The organism is uncultured Intestinimonas sp. (assembly GCF_944387245.1).
In the GTDB taxonomy this organism is placed as follows: domain Bacteria; phylum Bacillota; class Clostridia; order Oscillospirales; family Oscillospiraceae; genus Intestinimonas.
In genome coordinates, this window is the sequence record NZ_CALXEE010000003.1 from 12470 (window position 1) to 35695 (window position 23226).

15 protein-coding genes and 1 tRNA gene are annotated in these 23226 nt (G+C 56.4%); all 16 read left to right on the top strand.

What is annotated here, in order from left to right; genetic code table 11:
* The first annotated feature begins 26 nt into the window (after positions 1-26).
* The gene (locus Q0K15_RS00965) at positions 27-959 is read left to right on the top strand and encodes a nucleoside hydrolase (RefSeq protein ID WP_294510722.1); all 933 of its coding nucleotides are present in this window, start codon (positions 27-29) and stop codon (positions 957-959) included.
* A 14-nt stretch (positions 960-973) separates the two neighbouring features.
* Positions 974-1921: a nucleoside hydrolase gene (locus tag Q0K15_RS00970; RefSeq protein WP_294510726.1), complete on the top strand. Its 948-nt coding sequence runs from the start codon at positions 974-976 to the stop codon at positions 1919-1921.
* 155 nt (positions 1922-2076) lie between these two features.
* Positions 2077-2153: transfer RNA gene (locus tag Q0K15_RS00975), tRNA-Pro, on the top strand.
* 567 nt (positions 2154-2720) lie between these two features.
* Positions 2721-2939 carry a hypothetical protein gene (locus Q0K15_RS00980; protein ID WP_294510729.1) on the top strand — a complete coding sequence of 73 codons (219 nt, stop codon included), beginning with the start codon at positions 2721-2723 and terminating at the stop codon, positions 2937-2939.
* A gap of 1475 nt (positions 2940-4414) precedes the next feature.
* A complete protein-coding gene (locus Q0K15_RS00985) occupies positions 4415-7507 on the top strand; it encodes an EAL domain-containing protein (protein WP_294510732.1) in 3093 nt (1030 codons plus the stop codon).
* Between the two features lie 320 nt (positions 7508-7827).
* The gene (locus tag Q0K15_RS00990) at positions 7828-14472 is read left to right on the top strand and encodes a GLUG motif-containing protein (RefSeq protein WP_294510735.1); all 6645 of its coding nucleotides are present in this window, start codon (positions 7828-7830) and stop codon (positions 14470-14472) included.
* Positions 14469-15221, top strand: a complete 753-nt coding sequence (locus Q0K15_RS00995) for a hypothetical protein (protein ID WP_294510738.1) — start codon at positions 14469-14471, stop codon at positions 15219-15221. The genes Q0K15_RS00990 and Q0K15_RS00995 overlap by 4 nt, the downstream gene beginning before the upstream one ends.
* Positions 15218-15559: a prepilin-type N-terminal cleavage/methylation domain-containing protein gene (locus tag Q0K15_RS01000; protein WP_294510741.1), complete on the top strand. Its 342-nt coding sequence runs from the start codon at positions 15218-15220 to the stop codon at positions 15557-15559. Before Q0K15_RS00995 ends, Q0K15_RS01000 begins: the two co-directional genes overlap by 4 nt.
* Positions 15556-16074 (top strand): hypothetical protein, encoded by a 519-nt coding sequence (locus Q0K15_RS01005; RefSeq protein WP_294510745.1) that lies wholly within the window; start codon positions 15556-15558, stop codon positions 16072-16074. Before Q0K15_RS01000 ends, Q0K15_RS01005 begins: the two co-directional genes overlap by 4 nt.
* Positions 16071-17777, top strand: a complete 1707-nt coding sequence (locus tag Q0K15_RS01010; protein WP_294510748.1) for a GspE/PulE family protein — start codon at positions 16071-16073, stop codon at positions 17775-17777. The genes Q0K15_RS01005 and Q0K15_RS01010 overlap by 4 nt, the downstream gene beginning before the upstream one ends.
* A complete protein-coding gene (locus Q0K15_RS01015; protein WP_294510751.1) occupies positions 17774-18874 on the top strand; it encodes a type IV pilus twitching motility protein PilT in 1101 nt (366 codons plus the stop codon). Before Q0K15_RS01010 ends, Q0K15_RS01015 begins: the two co-directional genes overlap by 4 nt.
* A 14-nt stretch (positions 18875-18888) precedes the next feature.
* On the top strand, positions 18889-20094 hold the full coding sequence (locus tag Q0K15_RS01020; protein WP_294510754.1) for a type II secretion system F family protein: 1206 nt from the start codon (positions 18889-18891) through the stop codon (positions 20092-20094).
* Positions 20095-20192: 98 nt separating this feature from the next.
* Positions 20193-20651 carry a prepilin-type N-terminal cleavage/methylation domain-containing protein gene (locus Q0K15_RS01025; protein WP_294510756.1) on the top strand — a complete coding sequence of 153 codons (459 nt, stop codon included), beginning with the start codon at positions 20193-20195 and terminating at the stop codon, positions 20649-20651.
* A 153-nt stretch (positions 20652-20804) separates the two neighbouring features.
* Positions 20805-21218, top strand: coding sequence for a prepilin-type N-terminal cleavage/methylation domain-containing protein (locus Q0K15_RS01030; protein WP_294510759.1), 414 nt, complete (start codon positions 20805-20807; stop codon positions 21216-21218).
* A 27-nt stretch (positions 21219-21245) separates the two neighbouring features.
* Entirely contained in the window at positions 21246-22019 is a 774-nt protein-coding gene (locus Q0K15_RS01035) for an A24 family peptidase (RefSeq protein ID WP_294510763.1), read from the top strand.
* Between the two features lie 179 nt (positions 22020-22198).
* On the top strand, positions 22199-23224 hold the full coding sequence (gene pilM / locus Q0K15_RS01040; protein ID WP_294510765.1) for a pilus assembly protein PilM: 1026 nt from the start codon (positions 22199-22201) through the stop codon (positions 23222-23224).
* Positions 23225-23226: the final 2 nt, after the last annotated feature.

Below are 23226 nucleotides of genomic sequence, written 5' to 3' on the forward strand. Positions count from 1 at the left end.
ATGCAAGAAAAAAAGGAGGTCCCGATTTGACCAAACCGATCCCTATCCTTTTAGACGGTGACCCGGGCCATGACGACGCCATGGCCTGGATGCTGGCCCAGTCCTCGCCCCTGCTGGAGATCCGGGGCGTCACCTCGGTCTGCGGCAACCAGACCATTGAGAAAACCACCTACAATGCCCAGCGGGTTATGACCCTGCTGGGGATCGATGCTCCCCTGGCCAAGGGCCGCACCGGCCCTCTGATTGCCGAACATATGGCCGCCCCCAGCGTCCACGGCGAGTCCGGCCTGGACGGCCCTGTCCTGCCGGAGCCGGCGGTTTTTCCGGTGGACCTGCCCGCCTGCGCCCTCATGGCAAAGGTGCTGGAGGAGAGCCCGGAGCCGGTGACCCTGGTGCCCACCGGCCCCCTCACCAATGTGGCCAGCCTTCTCCTCACCCGTCCCGACCTGAAGGGAAAGATCGCCGGCATCTCTATGATGGGCGGCGGCGTCACCCACGGGAATTGGACCCCGGCGGCGGAGTTCAACATCCTGGTGGACCCGGAGGCCGCCGATCTGGTGTTCCGCTCCGGTGTGCCCATTACCATGGCCGGTCTGGACGTGACCGAAAAGGCGCTGGTCTTCCCGGAGGATTTTGAGACCATCCGGGCCCTTGACAATCCGGTGGCCTCGGTGGTGGCCGACTGGCTGGAGTTCTTCTACGGCTTCCACAGGAAGCTGGGCTACGCCGGCGCGCCGGTCCACGATGCGGTGGCGGTGGCTGCCCTCATCGCGCCGGAGCTCTTCCATATGGAGGAGATGTATGTGGCGGTGGAGACCCAGGGTACCTACTGCCGGGGAGCCACCATCGGCGACCGGTATCACCTTTCTGACCATGCCCCCAACGCCCGGGTCATCCTGGATCTGGATCGGGAGGGGTTCGTAGGCCTGCTGACGAAGGCCGCCGCCTCATACAGCTGATGGGGGGAACAAGGATGGATAAAAAGAGACAGCCGGTGATCGTGGACTGCGATCCCGGCATTGATGACGCTGTGGCGCTGCTGCTGGCCGCCCGGGCGCCGGAACTGGAGCTGGCAGCTGTGACGGCGGTGGCCGGCAACGTGGGACTGGACAAGACCAGCCTCAATGCCCGCCGGGTCCTCACCCTGGCCGGGGCGGAGGTGCCCGTCTATGCCGGCGCCGCCGGCCCCATGTTTGGAGAGCAGGTGACAGCAGATGAGGTCCACGGGGCCGACGGCCTGCTGGGCATCCCGGCGCCGGAGCCCTCCTTCCCCCTGGGGAGGGAGGCCGCCTGGGATGTGATCTGGCAAAAGGCCCTGGCCTATGGAGGGGAACTGGAGATTGTGGCCACCGGCCCCCTGACCAACCTGGGCATCGCCCTTACCAAGTATCCGGAGCTCCCGGCCCATATCAAGCGGATCGTCCTCATGGGGGGCGCCACCGACTTCGGCAACACCACCCCAGCGGCGGAGTATAATATCTATGCAGACCCGGAGGCGGCGGACATGGTCTTCCGTTCCGGCATTCCGCTGGTGGTGTGCGCCCTGGACGTGACCCACAAAGCCTATTTCACCCAGGAGGAGATCGACCGCCTGGAGGAGCTGGGGACGCCGCAGGCCGTCTTTGCGGCCAAAACCATGGGTTATGGGGTGGAGTGGCACCAGAAGTTCTTGGTGCCCGGCGCTCCCATGCACGACCCCTGTGCCATGATGTACGCTCTGGAGCCGGAGCTGTTTGACGGGGTGTCCTGCTGGATGGGAGTGGAGTGCCAGGGAAAGCACACCCGCGGCAAAACGGTGACGGATGCCTTCAGCGACGCTAAGTCGCCTTCCGGCAGCAACGCTGTCCTTATTAACCGTGTGGATCGGGAACGGTTTGTGGAGCACCTGATCGGGAGGTTAGCGGCCTACGACATGCCGTAACCCCTTAAAAACAAAGCAGAAAATAGAGCAGGCCCCGGAGCATATTTTCCGGTGTTTCGGGGCCTAAAAAATTTTTTGAGAAATTTGAAAAAAGACTTGCATTCTTGGGAAAAGCATGCTAATATATATGAGTCGCCCGGGTTCAGGGCTGACAACCGGGTGTGGCGAAGTTTGGTATCGCGCTTGAATGGGGTTCAAGAGGCCGCTGGTTCGAATCCAGTCACTCGGACCATGCGGAGTATCATTAAAGGATCTGAAAGGATCTGTTGATGATACTCCGCATTTTTTATTTCCAAGTTTATATGGCAACTTGTGCGAGGGCGTAGCTTAATACTACGCCTTTTCTCGTTTCCAAAGGAATGTCCCGCTCGGGGATTTTCCGGCGATCCGGTACCGAGGCGGTATCTGCTACGGCTAGAAAGTCATTAGCAAAAATCTCATCATTGCCGTCCGAAAGCAGCTCCTCAATGGCAACGGATTTGTTATGGGCATGTCCGCCTCCGGAAAATCTTTTACCTCCAAGCGGGAGATCACTGCCCTGGCTCTCTCCACAGGGGGTAGGAGGCGAGGTGGTGGAGATCCCGGCCACTTCCATTAACCATATCAACGTCATGGATGTGGAGCGGGGCTACGGCGAGGGGGAAAACTCCACGGTGCTGAAATTGGAGTTCCTGCTTTTCCTCTGTGAGCGGTCTGTGGGGGAAGGAAAGCGGTCTGCCAAGGAGAAGTCCATGATCAACCGCTGTGCGGCACAGCGCTGCCACGACTATGTGTGGGACGGCTGCCGGGGTCAGGCCCCATGCGCCAGGACTTCCACGCGGAACTGCTGCGCCAGCCGGAGGCAGAGGAGCAGGATGTGGACGAGCGTTTCCAGGCCCACACGGCCCGGACCATGCTGGACAACCGTGAATTCCTGGTCATGCTCAACCAGGCCAGCACCGACGGTCTGGAGCTGACCCGACTGCTGAACATCTCCCACAGCCAGCTCTCCTACATCACCAAACGGCCAGCGGAATGATCTCGGCGGTGACCAGCGGCAGACGTCATAAAACAGGCGGAGCAACTGGCAGAGCGCCTGTTGGAAAAACGAAAGAAAGGTGCAGCACACACGCCAGATGCAGGCCCGGACGGATATTCTGGCCGTCATGATCCTCCCGGAGCCACAAAGCCAAAGGATGACGGCATTCTGCATCCAAGGAATCGTACCCGCGGTAAAGAAGCGAGAGAACAGATCCGGACGGAGGGTGCAGGCAGAAGCTTCACCCAGCCGCCGTCTACATTCCAAGCACCGAAAAGAGGAAACACCAAAACCAAGAATGCCCGCCTGGAGATGCAAGCTATCCCCGCGCCCGCCCTACTGTAAGTTTCTTACAGTAGGGAAAAGCGCCCTTTGCGCGGGAGTGCCAAGGCATCCCTCTGCACAACGGGAAACTGGAGAGATGGAGCATCCAGCCTCTGGAGACACTCCAGCCTGGACAGAGCGGATACTCACTGTGACGATCACCACCGGGACACTAGAGGATACGCGGGTATTTTATTCTTACGCTGAGGAACAGAATGAGGCACTGAATCAGCTGCTGGCTGATCTGGACCCGGAGCGCCAGGCTGTGGTGGAGATCGGCTGTAGGCTGGTAGGCAAGGTCAACTGCTTCTGGGGAGGGAAGTCCCTGGTGATCTTCCGGGACTCCCGCTGGGGTCAGCTTACTAAGGTATGGGCATTCATATGCAGCACACCTACTGCATTACTATCTTCTGGGATAGACACAACCCTGCGAGTTCGTATTCTATCCCGGAGATGAGAACGTAGGAATTATAGACAGTAGAGATGAAGAAGGAAATCTGCTCATCGTCCACTGCGGATTTCGCCAAAACAATGTGGTTATCACTGGTCAGAAAGGAATTGCTGGCATTGGCAAGCCGGCCTTTTTCAATCAATCGTGGCGCTATGTATATCAAGCAAATTTTACACAATTAGCTTTAGATTTTGCATCGGCGGTAGAGAGTTTATAGTCCAAAACTATATAATAACCTTACAACATAACTTTACAACAAATTTTGAAACCCGCTCCAAGATGCATAATTCCACAGACTGACCTTTGACATATACGCCTGAAACGATTCTAATACTTTTTCACACTGATAATAGTCCGATTCCACAAACACCTCGCAAAAAGGAAAGACTGGCCGCAGTCCAGAAACTCGCAAAGGGTTGCATACACATCCAGTGTGGGCTTGGTATGCCCGTTTTCCGTCCTGGATCAATATGCTGTTGTGATATCGGCCATTTCCGCCAACTGATCTTGCGCCAGTTCCTAACGGATTCGCTGGTTTCTTATCCTTTTGCCCATATAATCCATAGCTATCACGATTCATTATCCCCGGGAAACTTTAACAAAGTTCATTTCTTATTTCGATAAATTTTCAGTTTATCTTGATCTTAAAGTTTATCCCAGGTTATACTATTGTAGAGAAATATGAGGGGGAGAAGCCGCTTTGAAGATATGGGAATTTTTTGAAAAAATGGATGAAATGGTATACGTGGCTGATGTTGAGACCAACGAGCTGATTTATATGAATGAAAAGCTGCGTACTTCTATGGGAATCCATGACGATAAGCAATATATTGGAAGAATGTGTTATGAGATTTTGCAGGGAACCAACAGCCCCTGTAATTTTTGTACGAATTGCAGATTAAAAAATGGTGAATTTCTTACTTGGACGCACATGAACCCCGTTTTGAACAAACGAGTCCTGCTGAAAGACACACTCGTTGAAGAAGGTGGGAAAAAGTATCGAATTGAACTTGCCATTGATGCTGATTCTGAAAATAGCTGTAAGTCGCCATATTTTTATGCGCGCAGTGAAACTATATTAAATGAGTGTCTCCACGAGGTTTTCTCAACACCAGACGCCGAGGAATCCATTGACAAAATGCTTCAATATATAGGTGAAACCTTTTGCTGCGACCGCACCTATATATTTGAGTTTAATGAATCGCGCTTTGCAAGCAATACTTACGAATGGTGTAAACCTGGTGTTACGCCACAAAAAGAGTTTTTGCAGAGTATTCCCTATTCAGCCGTGGAGTGGTGGATGACATTATTTGCCTCTCAAAAGGTAACGGTCATCCCCGATCTGGAAGATATTCGTACCATGTATCCGGAGTCTTACGCGATCCTAAAGCCGCAGGGAATTTGCAGTTTGGCCGCCGGTCCCATCACTTCAGACGGGGAAATTATAGGATTTATTGGCGTAGATAATCCTGATGCCGCAATGCTTCCCATGATTGAAACGTTTTTAAATGTAATCGGGTATTTTACTTCTACGCTTTTACGCCGCCGGGAATGGCTCCGGCGGCTAAATGATCTGAGTTATCATGACCAACTGACAGGGGCTCTGAATCGCCATGCTCTGACTGAGCAATATGGAGATTTGCCGATGAACTCTGTAGGCGTGATCTATTGTGATATTACGGGCTTAAAAGCGGCAAATGATACGTTTGGACATAAGGCAGGTGACCAACTCATCTGCCATTGCTACGAAATTCTGAAAGAGGTTGCCGGTTCAAGCAGTATTTACCGCACTGGCGGGGATGAATTTATCGTTCTCTGCCCGGAATATACCAAACAAGAATTTCAGAGCACAGTATTTGACCTTAGAAAAAAGGTCAGGGAAGACCAGCATCATATTGCCATTGGTTACGTCTGGTCCGAGCAGCAGCCGCTTAACTTAGACAAACTGATTTCGGACGCTGACCAAGTCATGTACGAGGATAAAAGGAACTACTATCGTATTTATGGCCAGTGCCCGGGTGTTGAACGCCGTGGCTTAGCCGGCAAAAAAGGTCTGGCGAAAAATGCGGCTCCTAATCCACAGACACCGCTGCAAACGTTCTTATCCTTAGTAGAAGTTGATGCGGAGTCGCTGATTCAGTCTGTTTCGGAGAACAACGATTCCAGTTACTTCTATTTGGGGGACATGCAAGAAGATTTATTCTATATTTCCGATAATATGCGTGACGATTTTGGCTTCCAAAGTAATCTGGTATATGGACTTTTATCTGCTTGGGGGAAACGAATCAGCACCCCGGAAGATCAGGATATTTATTGGCAGGATATTTCACGAATGCTGCGTGAAAAACGGACGGTACATGATTTGCACTACCGTATCCGAGACGTCAACGGAAATAACCAGTGGATACGCTGCTATGGCATCCTAAAGTGGGATGAGAAGAAGGCAAAGCCCCTTTTTTTCTCCGGCAGAGTCACCCACCAAGACAAAAAATTTGTGGTAGACCCTGTAACCGGGTTTCTGCGTGAGCATGCATCGATCCAGCAGCTCAATGAGCTGCAGAAGAGAGGGGAAGACACATTTATCATTGGATTTAGTCTAAACGGACTGACAGAGATCAACGGCACAAGGGGACGCGTATACGGAGATCGTTTGATCCAAAAGGTGTCAAATGAGCTGGTAGAGCGTTTTTCCTGGCAGATGACCTTCTATCGGCTGGAAGGCACCCGTTTTATGGCCATTGTTAACCCTGTATGTGCATATATCGGCGCAGAAGCACTTATCGAACAGATCCGCAGTGTCGTCAGGGCTTGCTATGACAGCAAAGGGGTCACGATCCAAAAAGCCTGCGCATTCGGTGTTATGCGATACCCCAACGGCGATTTATCCTCGGAGGATCTGATCAACTGCCTTCTCACCCTGATCCGTGTCGCCAAACAAAATACATCGCTGCCCTATGTCGATGATTCAACAGAACACTTTGCCTCCGTCCGAAAAATGTCCAGCATGGCGTTGACCCTGAATCAGGATGTCATGCAGAACATGAAGAATTTCCGTATCGTCGTTCAGCCCGTGGTCTCCGCAGGCGACGGCTCGGCTCTCGGCGGAGAGGTTTTGCTCCGTTGGTCTTATGAGGGGCAGGACATATCACCGTCCATTTTTATCCCCATGCTTGAGAAGGACAGCTTGATGCATATCGTCGGCCGGTGGGTATTTGAGCAGGCGGTCAGCACATGCGTTAGAATCCATACATACAATCCGGTGTTTTATTTGACTTTCAACGTAAGCCTACAGCAGTTATCGGACCCAACGCTTCTTCCGTTTATGGAAGATACCCTAAAAAAATACGGCTTATCCGGCTCTAATCTAATTGCTGAATTGACCGAGAGCTTCCTGGACGAACAGCCGGAAAATTTAACGCACTTTGTTCTGGAAGCACAAAAAATGGGGCTTTATATTGCATTGGATGATTTCGGAAGTGGATATTCCTCCCTGCGCATGCTGCTGCGTTACCCGTCCAGCATCATCAAGCTGGATCGATCTCTGATTACGGAAGTGATGGAGTCCAAAGAGAACCTGAACTTCATACGCAGCATCGTCTTTGCATGTCACCAGTTTGGCAAAACGGTATGCATCGAAGGAGTAGAAACCGAGGCGCAGAACGAACTGATTTTAGATACGGGCTGTGACATGATCCAAGGATTTTATTATTATCGCCCCATGGAGCTATGCGACATCTACCGGATGGTCAGCGAGACGGGCGAAAAAGCGCACAGAGAACAAGGGCTCCAGTAGAAAAACCATAAAGCTATGGGAATGGATGAGCCGCATATGATTGAGACGCATGAGATCCGTCTTACCGCTCAACCAAAGCGGGAGAGGGAGCATACGCCATCCCTTCTGGGGGAAATACGGTATGGTTTCCAAACAGTCGGAAGGGAACACAGCGGCCACAGCGGTGGAGCGCCAGAGCATAAGGCCAGGAGGTCCGTGGCCTTGTCAAGCTCCGCTGTCCTGGCGACCAGATGCTCGGACAAATGGAAAATGGCAACAGGGGAGAATTGAAACCGGCCTGCGCCACAGGCTTACACCACGGAACACAGGGGGGAACCGGCATGAACCTTACAAAGAAATATGGTCAGCATGGCTTCACCGTACAGGAAATGCTGCTTGTCATACTGATTTCCCTGGTTCTTCTGGCGGTGTCTGTTGTGGGTATCATAACCTACATGCGATACTTACAGTTGGCCCAGCTGGACAACTCCGCCAAAGAGATTTTTCTGGCTGCCCAGAACCGGGCCATTCTTCTGCGCAGCAGCCAGCAGTTGAATGGACTGGTGGTTGATGGTACAAATTCCATCGAAAATGTGGAGGTCATTCCCAATTCCGATGGCGGGATTCAGATCACCGTCTACTATATTCATTGTGAAAGCTCTCATATGGCCCAGCTGCTTCCCGATGGGACCATTGATCCAACCTTGTGGGACGGGGACTTCTGGATCACCTACGAACCGGAAGGCGGCAGCGTGATCGACGTGTTCTACTCCGATCAAAATCTCGGCGTGGCTGCGGGGACTTTCCCCGATTTCTATCGAGAGTGGCGGACCGCATCCAAGCTTGACCGCATGAACCGCAAGCCCATGGTGGGCTACTACGGTGGTGAGTCCGCCGAAAGTGGTAACACTATCTCCCTGCGCACCCCGGTCATCAACATCTATAACGAGGATACTCTGCGGGTGGAGGTTACCTACTGGGTACCCAGGACCCTTCATACCATGGGAGAGGCAGATAACGTCGAGCTGGATGTGACCCTGACTTATCAGGAGCAGCCTTTAGCGCTGGACGGAATGGCTGACAATGTAGAGCGTGATTACGAAGAGGAAGTTTCGTACTTAATCTATACCTACACCTGGACACTGGATTCTTTGAAGGAGGATGAAAAGCAGTTCAAGGAGCTCTTCAGCGGACTGACCTATGGCGACGACTTCACGGTCTCCGCCGAGGTAAGCTATGCAGGAGACACTCTGAAGGTGAACGGCGCCCGGAAAATCGCCAGCGACAACAGCCTGTTTGCCAAGGACAGCGATGGAGACACTGCCATTATCACCTGCCTGCGCCACCTGCAAAATCTGGATGCAGATTGGTCCAATGTGGACGCAGAAAAAACGAAGGCGGTGCAGAAGAAGGATATTCAGGGCGTGGAGGGCTACGAATTCCGGCCCATCGAGAACACAGCTTTGAATCGCTATGACGGCGGAACGTTTTCCATCTACGACCTGAATATCATTGGAACTGGTGCGTCCGCCGGCATGTTCGGTAATCTCTCCGGTGAAGCCGGCGCGCGCAAAACGCTGAAGAATATCCGTTTAGTCAACACCAAAGTAACTGCCAACGACAACCCGGCGGGCGCGCTGGTGGGCAGCGGCAGCCACCTGACCATCGACAACTGCCAGGTCTACTGGGAGAACCGTTCCGAGGAGACCACCAACCTGCGGGATGTGCTGGGCGACAGTGCTACCCAATTCAAATACCAGATCACTGGCAGCGGCCCGGCAGGCGGTCTGGCGGGAACGCTGACCAACTCCGACATCACCAACTGCTCCGCCTCCTCCTTGGTGCGGAGCACAGGCCCTGTGGGCGGTCTGGTGGGCGAGGGCAGCGGACTGGAAATTAACCTCTCCTACGCTGCCTCCTATCTGGACGGACCTGCTGCGGCGGGTCTGGTGGGCGATCTGGCGGGAAGTGCCCACATTTACGGCAGCTATGCCGTGGGCTTTATCGACAGCGGAGAGGTAGTTGCCAAGGCCGCGGGGCTGTGCCTGGGCAGCGGTACTGCGGCAGTGGAAAGCTCTTACAGCGCCATGCTGTTTACGGCGGCGGAAACGGTGACCAACTATCCCCTGTGTGAAACTGGAAACGACTATAAAAAGACATACTATCTGGACTCCGAAGACTTTAACTTCCAGGGAAATGATGATCAGGGTGTGTCCTATGGCAACCTCATTGACTCCACTCAGTGGGATGATCTCTTTGGCAGCAATGTGTTTACCTCCAAACGCATCCTGCAGTCTCACCCCTATAACCTCCAGACCACCCTGTCCCTGAACACCTATATTTACCCTGGACTGGAGAAGCTGGACCACTGGGGCGACTGGGGCGCTCAGTTCCAAAACGGCAGTCTGGTGTACTACGAAGTCTACAAGGAGGAGGATGGTACATACTCCTACGGCTTTCAAATCAGCGGCCTGTCGGACGACAAAGCCGTGGTGGAGGACGGCTATGCGGTGGCCTACGAGAGCACACAGCAAATCTCCAGAATTGGAGCTACTTTGACTGTAAATTATCAAACCGCGAACAACAGCACCACTGAGGGCACATTTAACTACGGAGGCGGCAAGGAAGATCATCCCATTTATGAGATTGTGAATGTTGGCGATACCAATGAAGAAACCAATTACTACTACCTCCTACCTCTGCCCGAGGAAGTGGTCAGCAGCGACTATGCTTCCCCCGATTTTTACCAGAAGATTACGATTGATGATACCCCTACAGGTGAAGGCATTATGGACGCGGGAAACCAGACCTACTACTATAGTCCCCACTTTGCCAACACCGTTCTCACCGATGAGGAGATCAAAGAGGATGAACTGTCCGCCAAGGCTGCGCAGCTTCGGGTGGAGGTGCGCACTCCCCGTCATCTCTACAACCTGAGCAAATTTGAGGACTACTACGCCAGCAATAATCAGTATCGTTTCCTCCAGCAGCGGGATCTGGATTATGACACCTACAAGGGGTATTATCGGTTTACAGAGCTGTTTACCGGCAACTGGTCTCAGACCCCCATTGGTCTGAGCGCGGTCAGCCCCTTCCGGTGTGTCTACTACGGCAACTGCCACAGCATTACCGGGGTGGTACCCACCGTTCAGGATGACGAGGGCAACACCTACCAGCATGTGGGCCTGTTTGGGTACAGCACCGGTGTGCTCCAGGATATCGTCTACCAGATGCGGGATACGGATGTGCTTTCCGTGACCCAATCGGGCAGCAGCTCCCAGACCCTGTATGTGGGCGCGCTGGCCGGGTTCAATGGAGGTACAGTGGATAACTGCGCCTCTTATGGGGTGCGGCTGCAGGCCAATGGTTACCAGTACAGTACCATCTATCTGGGGGGCCTGGTGGGCCAAAACCAGGGTGCGGTACAAAGCAGCGCCGTAGAAGGAGCGTCCATTACGGCCCAGGCCTCCATGTCCCACGCCTACGCGGGGGGATTTGTCGGGGAAAATACCGCCGGCGGCGTGATTGACCATTGTTACGCCGTGGGCAAGGTGTCGGTTTCACAGGCCCGTTACGGTACGGTATACGCCTGCGGCTTTGCCGGGCGCAGCAGCGCCACCCTCTCCCGCAGCTATGCCGTCGTCTATCTGCTGGCCGACGGTGAGGCCCAGCGCTATGGCTTCTGCCCGGATTACTCTAGAAGCTGTGTCTACCTCAACAACGGAAACTTTACCTATCGGGGCGAAAACTATGCCGCTCGGTATACGGATTCCTATGCCGCCTCTGTGAGCTGGGATGCCCTCACCGGGCAGTCCCAGAGCGATATCGTTGATGGGCTGGGCATGGAGTGGGGCGCCGCCTCCAATTGGAAGGCGACCTACCCCTATCCCGCTGTGGTGACCGAAAAGGAAGGCACCTCCACCCGCTCTGTCCACTACGGCCAGTGGCCAGAGCAGATGGATCTAGGCCCCGTGGGGGTGTACTACTGGGAGAAACTCACCATCGACAAAACGGACTCCTACCACTTCAGCGCCATCTTCCAAACGGCGGATGGCCAGGTGAGCAAAAGCGGTACCCTCTCCACCTCCCACGGGGACGGCGGCGTGGTCACCGAGTATGGGTATGGGTATTTCTATGAAGCCGGCAGTATTGCCCCCTCGCTGTCCAGCGATGGTATCGGCTTCCAAAAGGACTCTGGTTTCAGCTTCTCTACCGCTGAACAAAACCAGGACGCCAATCAGGCCCTCTCTACCCTGATGGGGGATCGATACTCCTTCCACAGCTACAACACCTGGGGAACCGCGGCGGAAGATTCGGGCCTGTATACCTCCGCGGCGGGAAACTACGGCCAGCCTCCCTGCGGCGCCTGGACGCTGAACGAAACCTTTACCGTCCGTCTCAATCCCTTCTTTGCCGATTCCATGTCCTATGACGGCTGGACTGCGTCGGAGGAGGTTCCCACCACCCTGCCGGGCACGGAAAAGAACCCCTACCGGGTGCGCTCCATCGACCAGCTGCAGTTTATCAACTGGAACAGTAGCGCCATGAGCGCCGCCCGCCGGATGGATACGTACAATAAAACGCTGTTCCCCTATCTGTGCTACGGGGAAGGCAACTCGTGGACGCTGCGGCAGTTCTACTGGGAACAGACCCACGACCTGGAGGGGGAGACAGGCAAAACCTATACCCCCATCGCAGCAGTCTATGACCCGGACTATACGGAACAGGAGGGAGGCAATCTGTTCGGCTGGTTCGGCGGCACTTATGACGGCAACGACTACATGATCGCCGAAGTAAGCATCGCGTCCGCTTCCAGCGCCACAGATGACGCAACCTCCTGTGTGGGTCTGTTTGGGGCGGTATACAACGGCACGCTGCAAAACATTGTCCTCTATTCGGAAAAGGGCGCCTCCGTAACGGGAAATAACAGCGGCACCAGCCAGTGGTATGTCATCGGCGGTCTGGCAGGTCTGGCGGGCTCCTCCACCGGCAGCGCGGTGGTCAATTGCACCGTTTCAGGCTATACCATTTCGGATCAGCACTCGTCCAATGCCACAAGGACCGGCTGGGGCGGCACCGGCGTGGGCGGCCTCATCGGAATCTGCGACATGGATCTGGTGGGCTGTACCGCCGTGACAGAGCTGGAAATTGATTCCAAAAATCAGGATAACGTCCGCATTGGCGGCCTGGTGGGCAGCTGCCAGGGCAGCATCAGCAGCTGCTACACCGGCGGAAGTATCAAGATCACCTCCTCCACTTCCACGCCCGCAGACAACGGCATCTATGTGGGCGGCATTGTGGGCGGTATCTATATGAAACCCTTACAGGTGACCGGAAGTGGGGGAAATACCGTGGGAGACAGAGCGGATAAGGCAGGCGGCACGCCTTATCTGAATAACACCCTGTCCAACTGCTACACCTATCTGGAGATCCCCAGAGCCAGCAGCAATACGAAAATAAAAGGCATCTATGCTGTGGGCGGCCCCGGCGAATTAAATCCGCCGGGTACAAACGACGGTGTCTGGGATCACGGCTCAACCAGTTACGACAACAACTATTATCTGGATTCCGTGGTTCTGAAGAATAACTCCGGGGAGCTTGACGGAAAGCGCCACGATTTGAACTCCGTTACCCCCATTACCTACAGCGTCATGGCGGATTCCACAACCGACAATGGCCTGCTTCATAGGCTGAACAGCAATATCAAGGATGAGTCCGCCCAGTTTTCCACCGTTACCACCCAGACCGCCAGTGGCGAGCCCCTCAATGGCCGGTACAGCTTTGGCAGCGATTCCAGTCTTTTGGGCCGGGACTACCCCTTCCCCACCATCCTCACCCAGTCCAGCGATCTGGTGGCCGGCGGAAAAGCCAGTGTCCACTACGGCGACTGGCCCCTGGCAGGAATCCGCCGGGAAAACGGCGGGCTGCCGGTGAACCTGGATCTGTTTGCCGATTATAAAACAGAGGACGAGGGCGCGGTATGTCTCGAGGAGCTCTCCCTGGAGGGCGTGGACACGGGTGGTACCTGGAGCGTGGACACAACATCTGAGAGCTATGACCCGGACATTGCCACGGCGGCGCTTTCCGCAACCGCGGGTGAAACCAACACCCTGTCCATCACTGGCCGGCAAACAGGTAGCACCGTTGTCACCGTAACCTATACCGTAGGCGGCGAGCCGCCATACACCCTGGACATTGCGGTCAATGTGACGGCGGAGCTGCGTCTGGCGGCTACTGCCGCTTCCCCTGTTCAGATCTTTACCAACGAGACGGTGCAGACTGCTCTGGAGCTGCGGAATCGTGACGGAAAGTCGCTGCCAGACACGCTGGAAAATCTCATTGAACTGTCCATCTCCACAGTGGAGTTTGACCCGGACTACTTTGCCACAGCCTCCATTGACCCGGACAATTTGATCCTGACTGCCGACAGCGGCACCAATCCCGGCAATACCCAGATTACGGTGGGATACGACTTTACTTACCTGGAAAAGAACTATCACGCCACCAGCGCAGTCAACCTGGAGTTGGTCACGCCGGAAATCGAACTGACTCCCTTGGTCATCACCTTTGACGAAACTGCAGCAGCAACCAGTGAAATGACTGTCTCCTATAACGGAACCGAAAGTAAAATCGAACCCGATGCCGGAACCGGAACCTGTGCAGGAGGTCAGTTTACCCTCAAAGTAGACGGGGAAGCTCTCGTCTCAGACGTGAAAATTATAGCATTTGAGATGGATGACAACTATAAGAGCACCATCTTGGCGGATTGGGCTACGACCGAGGACGGTATAGATCAGATAGGAACCTTGTCCATTGAGGCCTACTATCCCACGCTGGGCGAAGCTTACGCCTCGGTACGGGTGCAGTTCCAGTTTGAGTACGGAGGCAGCACACATCTTGTATGGAAAGACCTGCCGGTGCAGATCAAAATAGAAACTACCGAAGAGGGTGGAGCGGGCATAGAGACAGAGGAGGGGCAGACATGACAGGCGCAATATCCCGTAAGCTGCGCAGTCAGCGGGGAGCCTCCATGCTGCTGGCGCTGCTGTTCCTGCTGATCTGCTCCATGGTCACCGCCTCCATTCTGATGGCGGCGGTGGCCAACGCCGGCAAGCACCGCAGCAATCTGGAGGAGCACCAGATCTATCTGGCCCTCTCCAGCGCGGTGAGCACCCTGTGCGACGAGCTCAACCGGTCGGAGTATCGTGGGCAGTACGAGTATTGGGAAGAGACAGAAGATATTACGAATGATGATGAGGAAGTAATAGAAACAATAATTCTGAAATATTTAAGGCAGCTGGACGGAACGTACACCCATACCAGTCCCGCCACAGAAGACGGGAATTTGAAAAACGTTCTTTTGAATGACTTTGAGTTTCTTTTTGCTGAGGAAATCAGTAGTGCTTTGACAGGAAGCGGAATCACGATTGTAGATCCCAAATCCGGCGCTATTTCCCCTCATACGCTCATCCTTACCACCGCTACCGGTACGGAACTGGATGACACTCCGGTACACATTACCTTAGAGGTAAAAGAGTCCTACGCCATCTATGTTACCGCATATCTCGACGGACTGAATACCTACAAGGTGGAAGCTGAGCTGACTCCGAAGGAGAATAAACCCACCGTTTCCAATCTGTCAGTTGGCACTCACGATACAGAGGCAATGCAATGGACCCTTGGCTGGATCACCATTTTGGATGTGGAAGAGGAAGGAGGGGCGGCAGGAGCATGAAATCTCTGAAACGAAAACTCCGCAGCCAGCGAGGCGAGACCCTGGTAGAGGTGCTGGCCTCCATTCTCATCGCCTCTCTGTCCGTGGCTATGCTGCTGGGGGGCGTAGCGGTCTCCGCCAATCTGGGCCGGCAGGCGGACACGTCTGACGAGTATTTCTATGAGACCCTGACGGCGGCGGAAAACCGCCAAGCCCCTGTGACCGAGGGTATCAGTGCCTCTCCTGTTGTCAAGCTGACGGAGGGCGGCACATCGATTGACATTCCCGTCCAGGTGTACGGGGGAGAGGGGCTGTACTCCTACGCCCTGGACACCGCCTCCGGGGGTGCCGGCCCATGAAGCGCCTGCGCCAAAAGCTGAAAAGCAGCCGGGGCCTGACCCTGGTGGAGATGGTTGCGGCGGCGGGGGTGCTGGCGCTGCTGGGGCTGATGCTCAACACCGGCCTATTTATGGCACAGGACAGCTACAACAAAATGACCGGTGAGGCGGAGAGCCAGCTGCTCCTGTCCACCCTTGCCGACCTGCTGTCCAACGAACTGCGCTACGCCCGGGATGTGGAGACGGACGGAAGCGGCAATCTTCAGCGCTATACCAGCGTCAATTACGGCCGCAACACCACCCTGTCCCTCAATGAAAATCAGCAGCTGGAAGCGAATAAGCGCCAGATGCTCTCCGGCGGCGCCTACGGCAACGGAGCCTACCGGATTGAGACATGGAGCATCGTCTATGATGAAACGGCCAGGCTGTTTACGGTCCAATTAAAAGTGACCGGGCGCAATTCCATCTCCAATGAAACCGAATTTTCCGTCCGCTGCCTCAACGGCGCCGTGGGCGAGGAGGGAGGAAGCACATGAAGTACACACGACTGGGCGACCTGCTGGTGGGCAACGGCACCATTACCCAAGAGCAGCTGCAAGAGGCCCTCAAGCTGCAAAAAGAAAACGGCAAGCGCCTGGGCGATATCCTGCGGGACAACCACATCATTACGGAAAACCAGGTGATTGAGGCCCTGATGACCCAGCTGGGTCTGGAGTTCATCGACCTGAACGCCTGTACCATCTCATCAGAAATGGCCCAGCTGGTGCCCAAAAGCATTGCCAAAAAGCACCGGGTGGTCCCGGTGCGGGCCACTCGCACAGAGCTGTACCTGGGGATGTCCGACCCGCTGAACTTTACCGCCATTGAAGAGGTGGCGGCGGCTACCCGCCGCCAGGTCATTCCCATGATCGCCACCGAATCCGCCCTGGAGCGGGCTGTACAGAACCTGTACAGCAACCAGGGCACCATGAAGGCCATTGAAGATATGCGCCGGGATCTGGACTCCGGCCAGTATGGAGCGGCCATCCGCATCGGCGAGGAGATGCAGCTGGCGGCCGACGAGGGGGACGAAAACGCCGCCCCCACCATCCGCCTGGTCAACTCTATCATCCACCGGGCCTATACGGAAAACGCCAGCGACATTCACCTGGAGCCCACCGGCGAGAAGCTGCAGATCCGCATGCGCATCGACGGCGTGCTGCGCAATATCATCACGGTACCCCGGGAATTACAGATGTCGGTCATTTCCCGCATTAAGATCATGGCCCAGATGGACATTGCCCAGAAGAACATCCCTCAGGACGGGCGCATCAATATGACGGTGCAGCAGGAGACCCTGGATTTGCGTGTGTCTACCCTGCCCACCATCCACGGGGAGAAAATCGTCATCCGTCTGCTGCGCAAGGACGCCCGGATGGTCACCATCGACGGCATCGGCCTGCAGGGGGAGAACCGACGCAAGTTCCTGGAGCTGCTCTCCGGCAGCACCGAGGGTGTGCTGATGGTGGTGGGTCCCACCGGCTCCGGTAAGACCTCCACCCTCTACACCATGATCGACCACAAGAAGAGTGAGGAAGTGAACCTCATCTCCCTGGAGGACCCGGTGGAGTACCACATGGAGGGGGTTTGCCAGGTGCAGATCAACGAGCGCACCGACCTGACCTTTGCCAACGCCCTGCGGGCGGTACTGCGCCAGGACCCGGACATCATCGCCGTAGGCGAGATCCGGGACGGCGAGACGGCGGAGATCGCCATGCGTGCGGCTATGACCGGCCACCTGGTGCTCACCACCATCCACACCAACGACGCCCTGTCCTCCATCGACCGCCTGCTGGACATCGGGGTGGAGCCCTACCTCATCGCCGGGGCGGTGCGGGGCATCATTTCCCAGCGGCTGGTGCGAAAGATCTGTCCCCGGTGCTGTCAGGCCTACACGCCCACCGAGGAGGAGGCCGCCCTGCTGGAGCTGCCCTGGAGCGAGGACCTGAAATTTTACCGGGGCGCGGGCTGCTCGGACTGCTTCCAGACCGGCTATCGGGGCCGGACGGCGGTGTTTGAGATCCTGCCGGTCACGCCGGAGATCCGCCGGGCCATCCACAGGCGGGACCTCAAGGAGCTGGAGGAGGCGGTACGCCACTCCACCTTCCAGCCCCTTCTGGTCAACTGTGCCCAGCTGGTGACCCAGGGGGTTACCACCACAGAGGAAATCCTCAGAATCGTAGGGAGACAAGTGGAATGAACGTCAAGGAATGCATCGAAAAAGCCAAAGCCGACCGGGCCTCCGACCTGCATCTGGTCTGTGCCCTGCCCCCAAAATACCGGGTGGACGGGGAGATCCGGGACCTGGAGCCCATTCCCCTCACCGCCCAGCAGTGCGTGGAGACGGCCCGGGAGCTGGCGGGGGAGAACTTTGGCCAACTGGAGGCGGTGGGGGAGCTGGACCTGGCACTCACCATTGCGGGGGTGCGCTGCCGCGTGAACCTCTTCCGCCAGCAGGGCTTCTACTCCGCCGCCATCCGTCTGCTCAACGACCACATCCCCCAGCTGGAGGAGCTGGGCCTGCCCGAGGTGGTAAAGGAGTTTGCCACCTACAACCAGGGGCTGGTGCTCATCACCGGAGAGACAGGCTCGGGCAAATCCACCACTCTGGCCGCCCTGCTCAACCAGATCAACCACACCCAGCGGCTGCACATCCTCACCCTGGAGGACCCGGTGGAGTACATCTACACCCCTGACCAGTGCCTCATCAACCAGCGGGAGATCGGCCGGGACACCATGAGCTTTGCCGCCGGTCTGCGGGCCGCCCTCCGGGAGGACCCGGATGTAATCCTGGTGGGCGAGATGCGGGACCTGGACACCATCCAGACCGCCCTCACCGCCGCCGAGACGGGCCACCTGGTTTTCGGCACCGTGCACACCAACTCGGCCGCCGACTCCATTGACCGTATCGTGGACGTCTTTCCCGCCGAGCGCCAGCAGCAGATTCGACTGCAGTTGTCCATGACATTGAAGGCGGTGCTTTCCCAGCAGCTGCTGCCCCGGAACGGCAAGCCGGGCCGGGTGCTGGCCTGCGAGGTGATGAAGACCGACGACGCCATCCGCAACCTCATCCGGGAGGGTAAGACCCCCCAGATTCAGAACTCCATCCAGACCAGCGGCTCCATCGGCAACATCCTCATGGATCGCTCCCTGCAAAACCTGTACCGCAGCGGGGCCATCTCCCAGCAGACCATGGAGGGTGCGCTGCGGGGCGGCTTGGGTCAGACTGCGTCTTCTCCCATGGGTGGGCCTGTGGGCACCGGCTTGGGAACCCGCCCCCGGAGCTTTGGCCGATAAAGGAGGGATAGACCATGCCGACCTATCGCTATGAAGCTATGGGCGGAGACGGCCAGCGGGCCGAGGGCGTGCTGGAGGCCTCCGACAGCGCCCAGGCGGTTTCCCTCATCCGCCAGAGCTACGACGTGGTGCTCAAGCTGGAGGAGATCGCTGCCCCCCGTACCGATCCCCTGGAGAAATTCCAAAAGCTCAACCTGAAGGTCTTTGCCCTGATGTGCAAACAGTTTGCCATCATTCTCAAGGCAGGGTTGCCTCTGGTACAGACGGTGGATCTGGTGGCCTCCCAGATTTCGGATAAAATGCTGAAAAAGCTGCTGGACGAGGTGTCTCTGGACATCGCCAACGGCTGGAGCCTGTCCTATAGCTTTTCCCAGCGGGGCAAGGGCCGCCTGCCAGTGACCTTTATCGAGACCATCCGGGCGGGGGAGGAGTCGGGCGATTTGGTGCGCTCCTTTGACCGTATGAGCACCTATTACGACCGCATGACCAAGACCCGGGCCAAGGCCACCAGCGCCCTGATTTACCCCGCCTTTCTCACAGTGGTGGCGGTGTTTGTCATCATCATCATCATGACCTACGCCGTGCCCACCTTTGCCTCTGCCTTTGAATCCATGGATATGGAGCTGCCCCTGGCCACCCGCATCGTCATCGCGGTGTCCAACTTTTTCAGCCGGTATATCTGGGTGCTGCTGTGCGTGGTGGCAGCGATCGTCTTTCTGATCCGGCTGTATGCCGGGACGGCGGGGGGGCGCATCCGCATGGCCCAGTTCCGGCTGACCATTCCCATTCTGGGCCGGCTTGCCGCCATGACCTCGGCCAGCCAGTTTGCCCACACCATGGCCGCCATGCTATCAGCGGGTATGCCCATTCTGAAGGCCCTGGATACAGCCTCCCGCTCGGTGAGCAACGCCCACCTGTCTCACCAGATTCAAAGCACCATCCCCGGCGTAGAGGGGGGACGCCCCCTGGGGGAGTGTCTGCGCGCCTGCCGGGACCTGCCCCCCATGCTGGTGCAGATGACTGCCATGGGCGAGGCCACCGGCTCTCTGGAGGGCACGCTGGAGATCCAGGCTGAGTACTATGACAACGAGGTGGATAACCTGTCCGCCCGGGCCCTGTCTCTGCTGGAGCCCATCATCATCTGCATCATGGCTGTGTTTGTGGTGCTCATTCTGCTGTCCATCTACCTGCCTATGTTCAGTATGTACGGGGCCATGTAACTGCGTCGTTGAAGGGCGGCCACCCCGCCCTTTGATGAAATATATGTCCTTTGATCCGCCCCGGGGGCGGATACAAATAAGAAGGAGGAGAGAATCCAATGAATCTGAAACAGAAATTGTCCAGAAAACTGAAGAAGACCGGCGGCTTCACCCTCATCGAGATGCTCATCGTGGTGGCCATCATCGCCATTCTGATCGCGGTGTCCATCCCCCTGGTAAGTGGCGCTCTGGATAAGGCCCGCAAGGCGACTGACGCCGCCAACGAGCGTGCCGCTAAGGCTGCAGCTGTCATTGCGTATATGACAGAGGAGAAAATTGGTGATGTAGCCTTTGCGATTGATACCACTTACTACTATGACGCCGTTAACGGTAATTTAGTTAAAACTGCACCCGCGAACGGCTATGGCCAGTGCAGTAACCATAAAGGAAAATCCATTGCCGTTTCGATTGGCTCAAATGGTGATGTAAAACTTGGATGGGGTACTACCCCTGATAACACCGGTCTTGACAGCACCGGTCTGATGACCACCACTGCCTCCGCTGACGACGATACCTAATCCCCCCATTTTGTAAATTTATGCCCTATAGCACCCGCCGGGGGGGTGGCCCCCGGCGGCCCCAAAGCGGAAAACCGCTTTGGGAGAGCTCCGGAGCTTCCGGAGCTCTCCCAAGGCCGTTTGCCTTGTCTGTCCCACAGGAGGCGAAAGCGTATGAAGTGGTCCCGACGCCGCCGCACCGGCGGCTTTACCCTCGTGGAGATGCTCATCGTGGTGGCTGTCATCGCCGTCCTTGTGGCGGTGTCCATCCCCATGGTCAATGCCAGCCTGGAAAAGGCCCGGGTGGCTGCCGATCAGGCCAACGAGCGGGCCGCCAAGGCCGCTGCCCTGTCCAATTATCTGATGGAGGAACGAACTGTCAGCATCACCTATTTTTATAAATCCGACGGTACGGTCCTGGATCAGGATGCGCTGGAAGGGGCAACTGAGACTGTGGCAGGCGACCCCGGCTATGACTACGGTCAGAGCAAAGGTCACAAGGGCAGCTGTGTCCGAGTGGAAATCAAAGTAAGTGACGGCGTGATAGACATAGATATTCACTGGGATGATATTAAAAATTTTGACTGATTTTCCTTAAAAAGGAGTACCCCAAGCATGGACGCAGACCTGCTGTTACAACTTTATCTGGCATTGTGGCTGGCCGTTCTGGGGGCGGTGCTGGGCAGCTTTCTCTGCTGCGCCGCCGACCGGAGCGGTCTGCCTGCCGGGCGCTCCCGGTGCGACGGCTGCGGCCATGTGCTGGGGGCGGGGGAGTTGATCCCCATCTTCAGCTACCTGTTTTCCCGTGGCCGCTGCCGCCACTGCGGCGGGGCCATCCCCGTGCGCTGTCTGGTGGCGGAGCTGTTAGGGGCGGCAGGGTTTGCCGCCCTGGGGCTGAAATTCGGCCTCGGTCTGGAGCTGGTGATGCAGCTCATCCTGGCGGGACTTCTTTTGCTGCTCAGCTTAATTGACTGGACTACCCACATCCTGCCCGACAAACTGCTGCTTGCGGCGATCGTCAACCGGGTGGCATTTCTCTTCCTGCTCCGGGAGCCCCTGGGTGAGGCCCTGCCCCGAATGGCCCTGGGGGCCTTCAGCGTATCCCTGCCCCTGCTGCTGCTGTCCCTGGTGATGGACGCTCTGCTGAAAAAGGACACCCTGGGGGGCGGTGATATTAAGCTTTTGTTTGTGCTGGGACTGTACCTCAGCTGGCTGGAAATGCTGCTGCTGCTGATTTTTGCCTGTGCCCTGGCCCTTTTGTGGGCCGCTGGGCCGGGACGGCGGCAGGCCGGGGGAGAAATTCCCCTGGGCCCTTTTTTGGCGGCCTCCTGGCTGGCGGTCACCCTGTTTGGAGCACCATTGATCCAGTGGTATCTAGGCCTTGTTTGAAAATTGTCAACACACCCAATCGGCGGACCTTTTGCCCGCTGAACGGCAGAATATTTTCTTGAAATCCGTCAGGATTCCTGCGAAAATATTCTTTGCCAGCAGCCTAAATTCCTCGCCGCCGTGCATATTGCCAAACTTCAAACATGCCCTAAGTCTGCTGGAATGAGAGGATGGAATTGATGTCACAACATATAAAGATTGCGTTTGATTTGGGCAACAGCAGTTTGAAAATTGCCGCGCTGAAAAAGGGCGCCCTGGAGCTGCATGAGCTGCCCCTGCCGGAGAACCTGATGGAGGAGGACAATATCCTCATGCCCCACGCATTCTCCGCTTTCTTGAAGAAGGCCAAAAAGGACCTGCGCCTGCCTGGTGGCCCGGCGGGGCTGATGCTCCCCTCCAGCAAGGCCATCTGCCGCCTGGTGACCATGCCACGCATGTCGGTGGACCAGCTGATGCTCAATCTGCCCTATGAGTTCAGCGACTTTATCCACGGCGAGCCCCACCAGTATTTCTGCGACTACGCCCTGTGCCAGGACGAGTCCCGGGACGAACTGCAACCGGAGGAACAGGGCGAGGAGCAGCTGACCATGATGGCGGCGGTGGTCCAGCGCCAGCAGATCCAGGACTACATCCGCATCTTCTCCGCCGGAGGCTTTTCCCTCAAGCGCATTCTGCCCCAGGAGATGTCTCTGATCCAGTTGGTGCAAAGCTGCCTCCGGGAGCGGCCCGAGGACTCCCGGGAGTTCTGCTTTATTGACCTGGGCTTTTTGTCCACCCGTATTTTTGTCGTCCATGGCGACCGCATCCAAGCCGCCCGCCGGGTACATATTGGCTGTCGGGCCCTGGACGGGGTGGTGGCCGACCTGTTCAATATGGACCCCTTCCTGGCCGATGCCTACAAGCGGGGCAACCACCAGGGGGTTCTGGAGCATCCCCGCTGCATAGAGATCTACGAAAGCCTGGCCGTGGAGGTGCTGAAGGTCATCAACTTCTACCACTTCACCTACCGGCAGAATCAGCTGGACGGGGTATACCTTATTGGCGGCGGTGCGGAGATCGCGCCGCTGCGACGCCTGTTGGAGGAAACTCTGGGCCTGCCCGCACTCCCAGTGGATACCCTCATCCCAGGCAGAGAGGGTCAAGTGCAAAACGGCACCTTTGTGTGTGCTGTTGGGCTGATGGCAGAACCGGAAAAGGAGGGATAAGC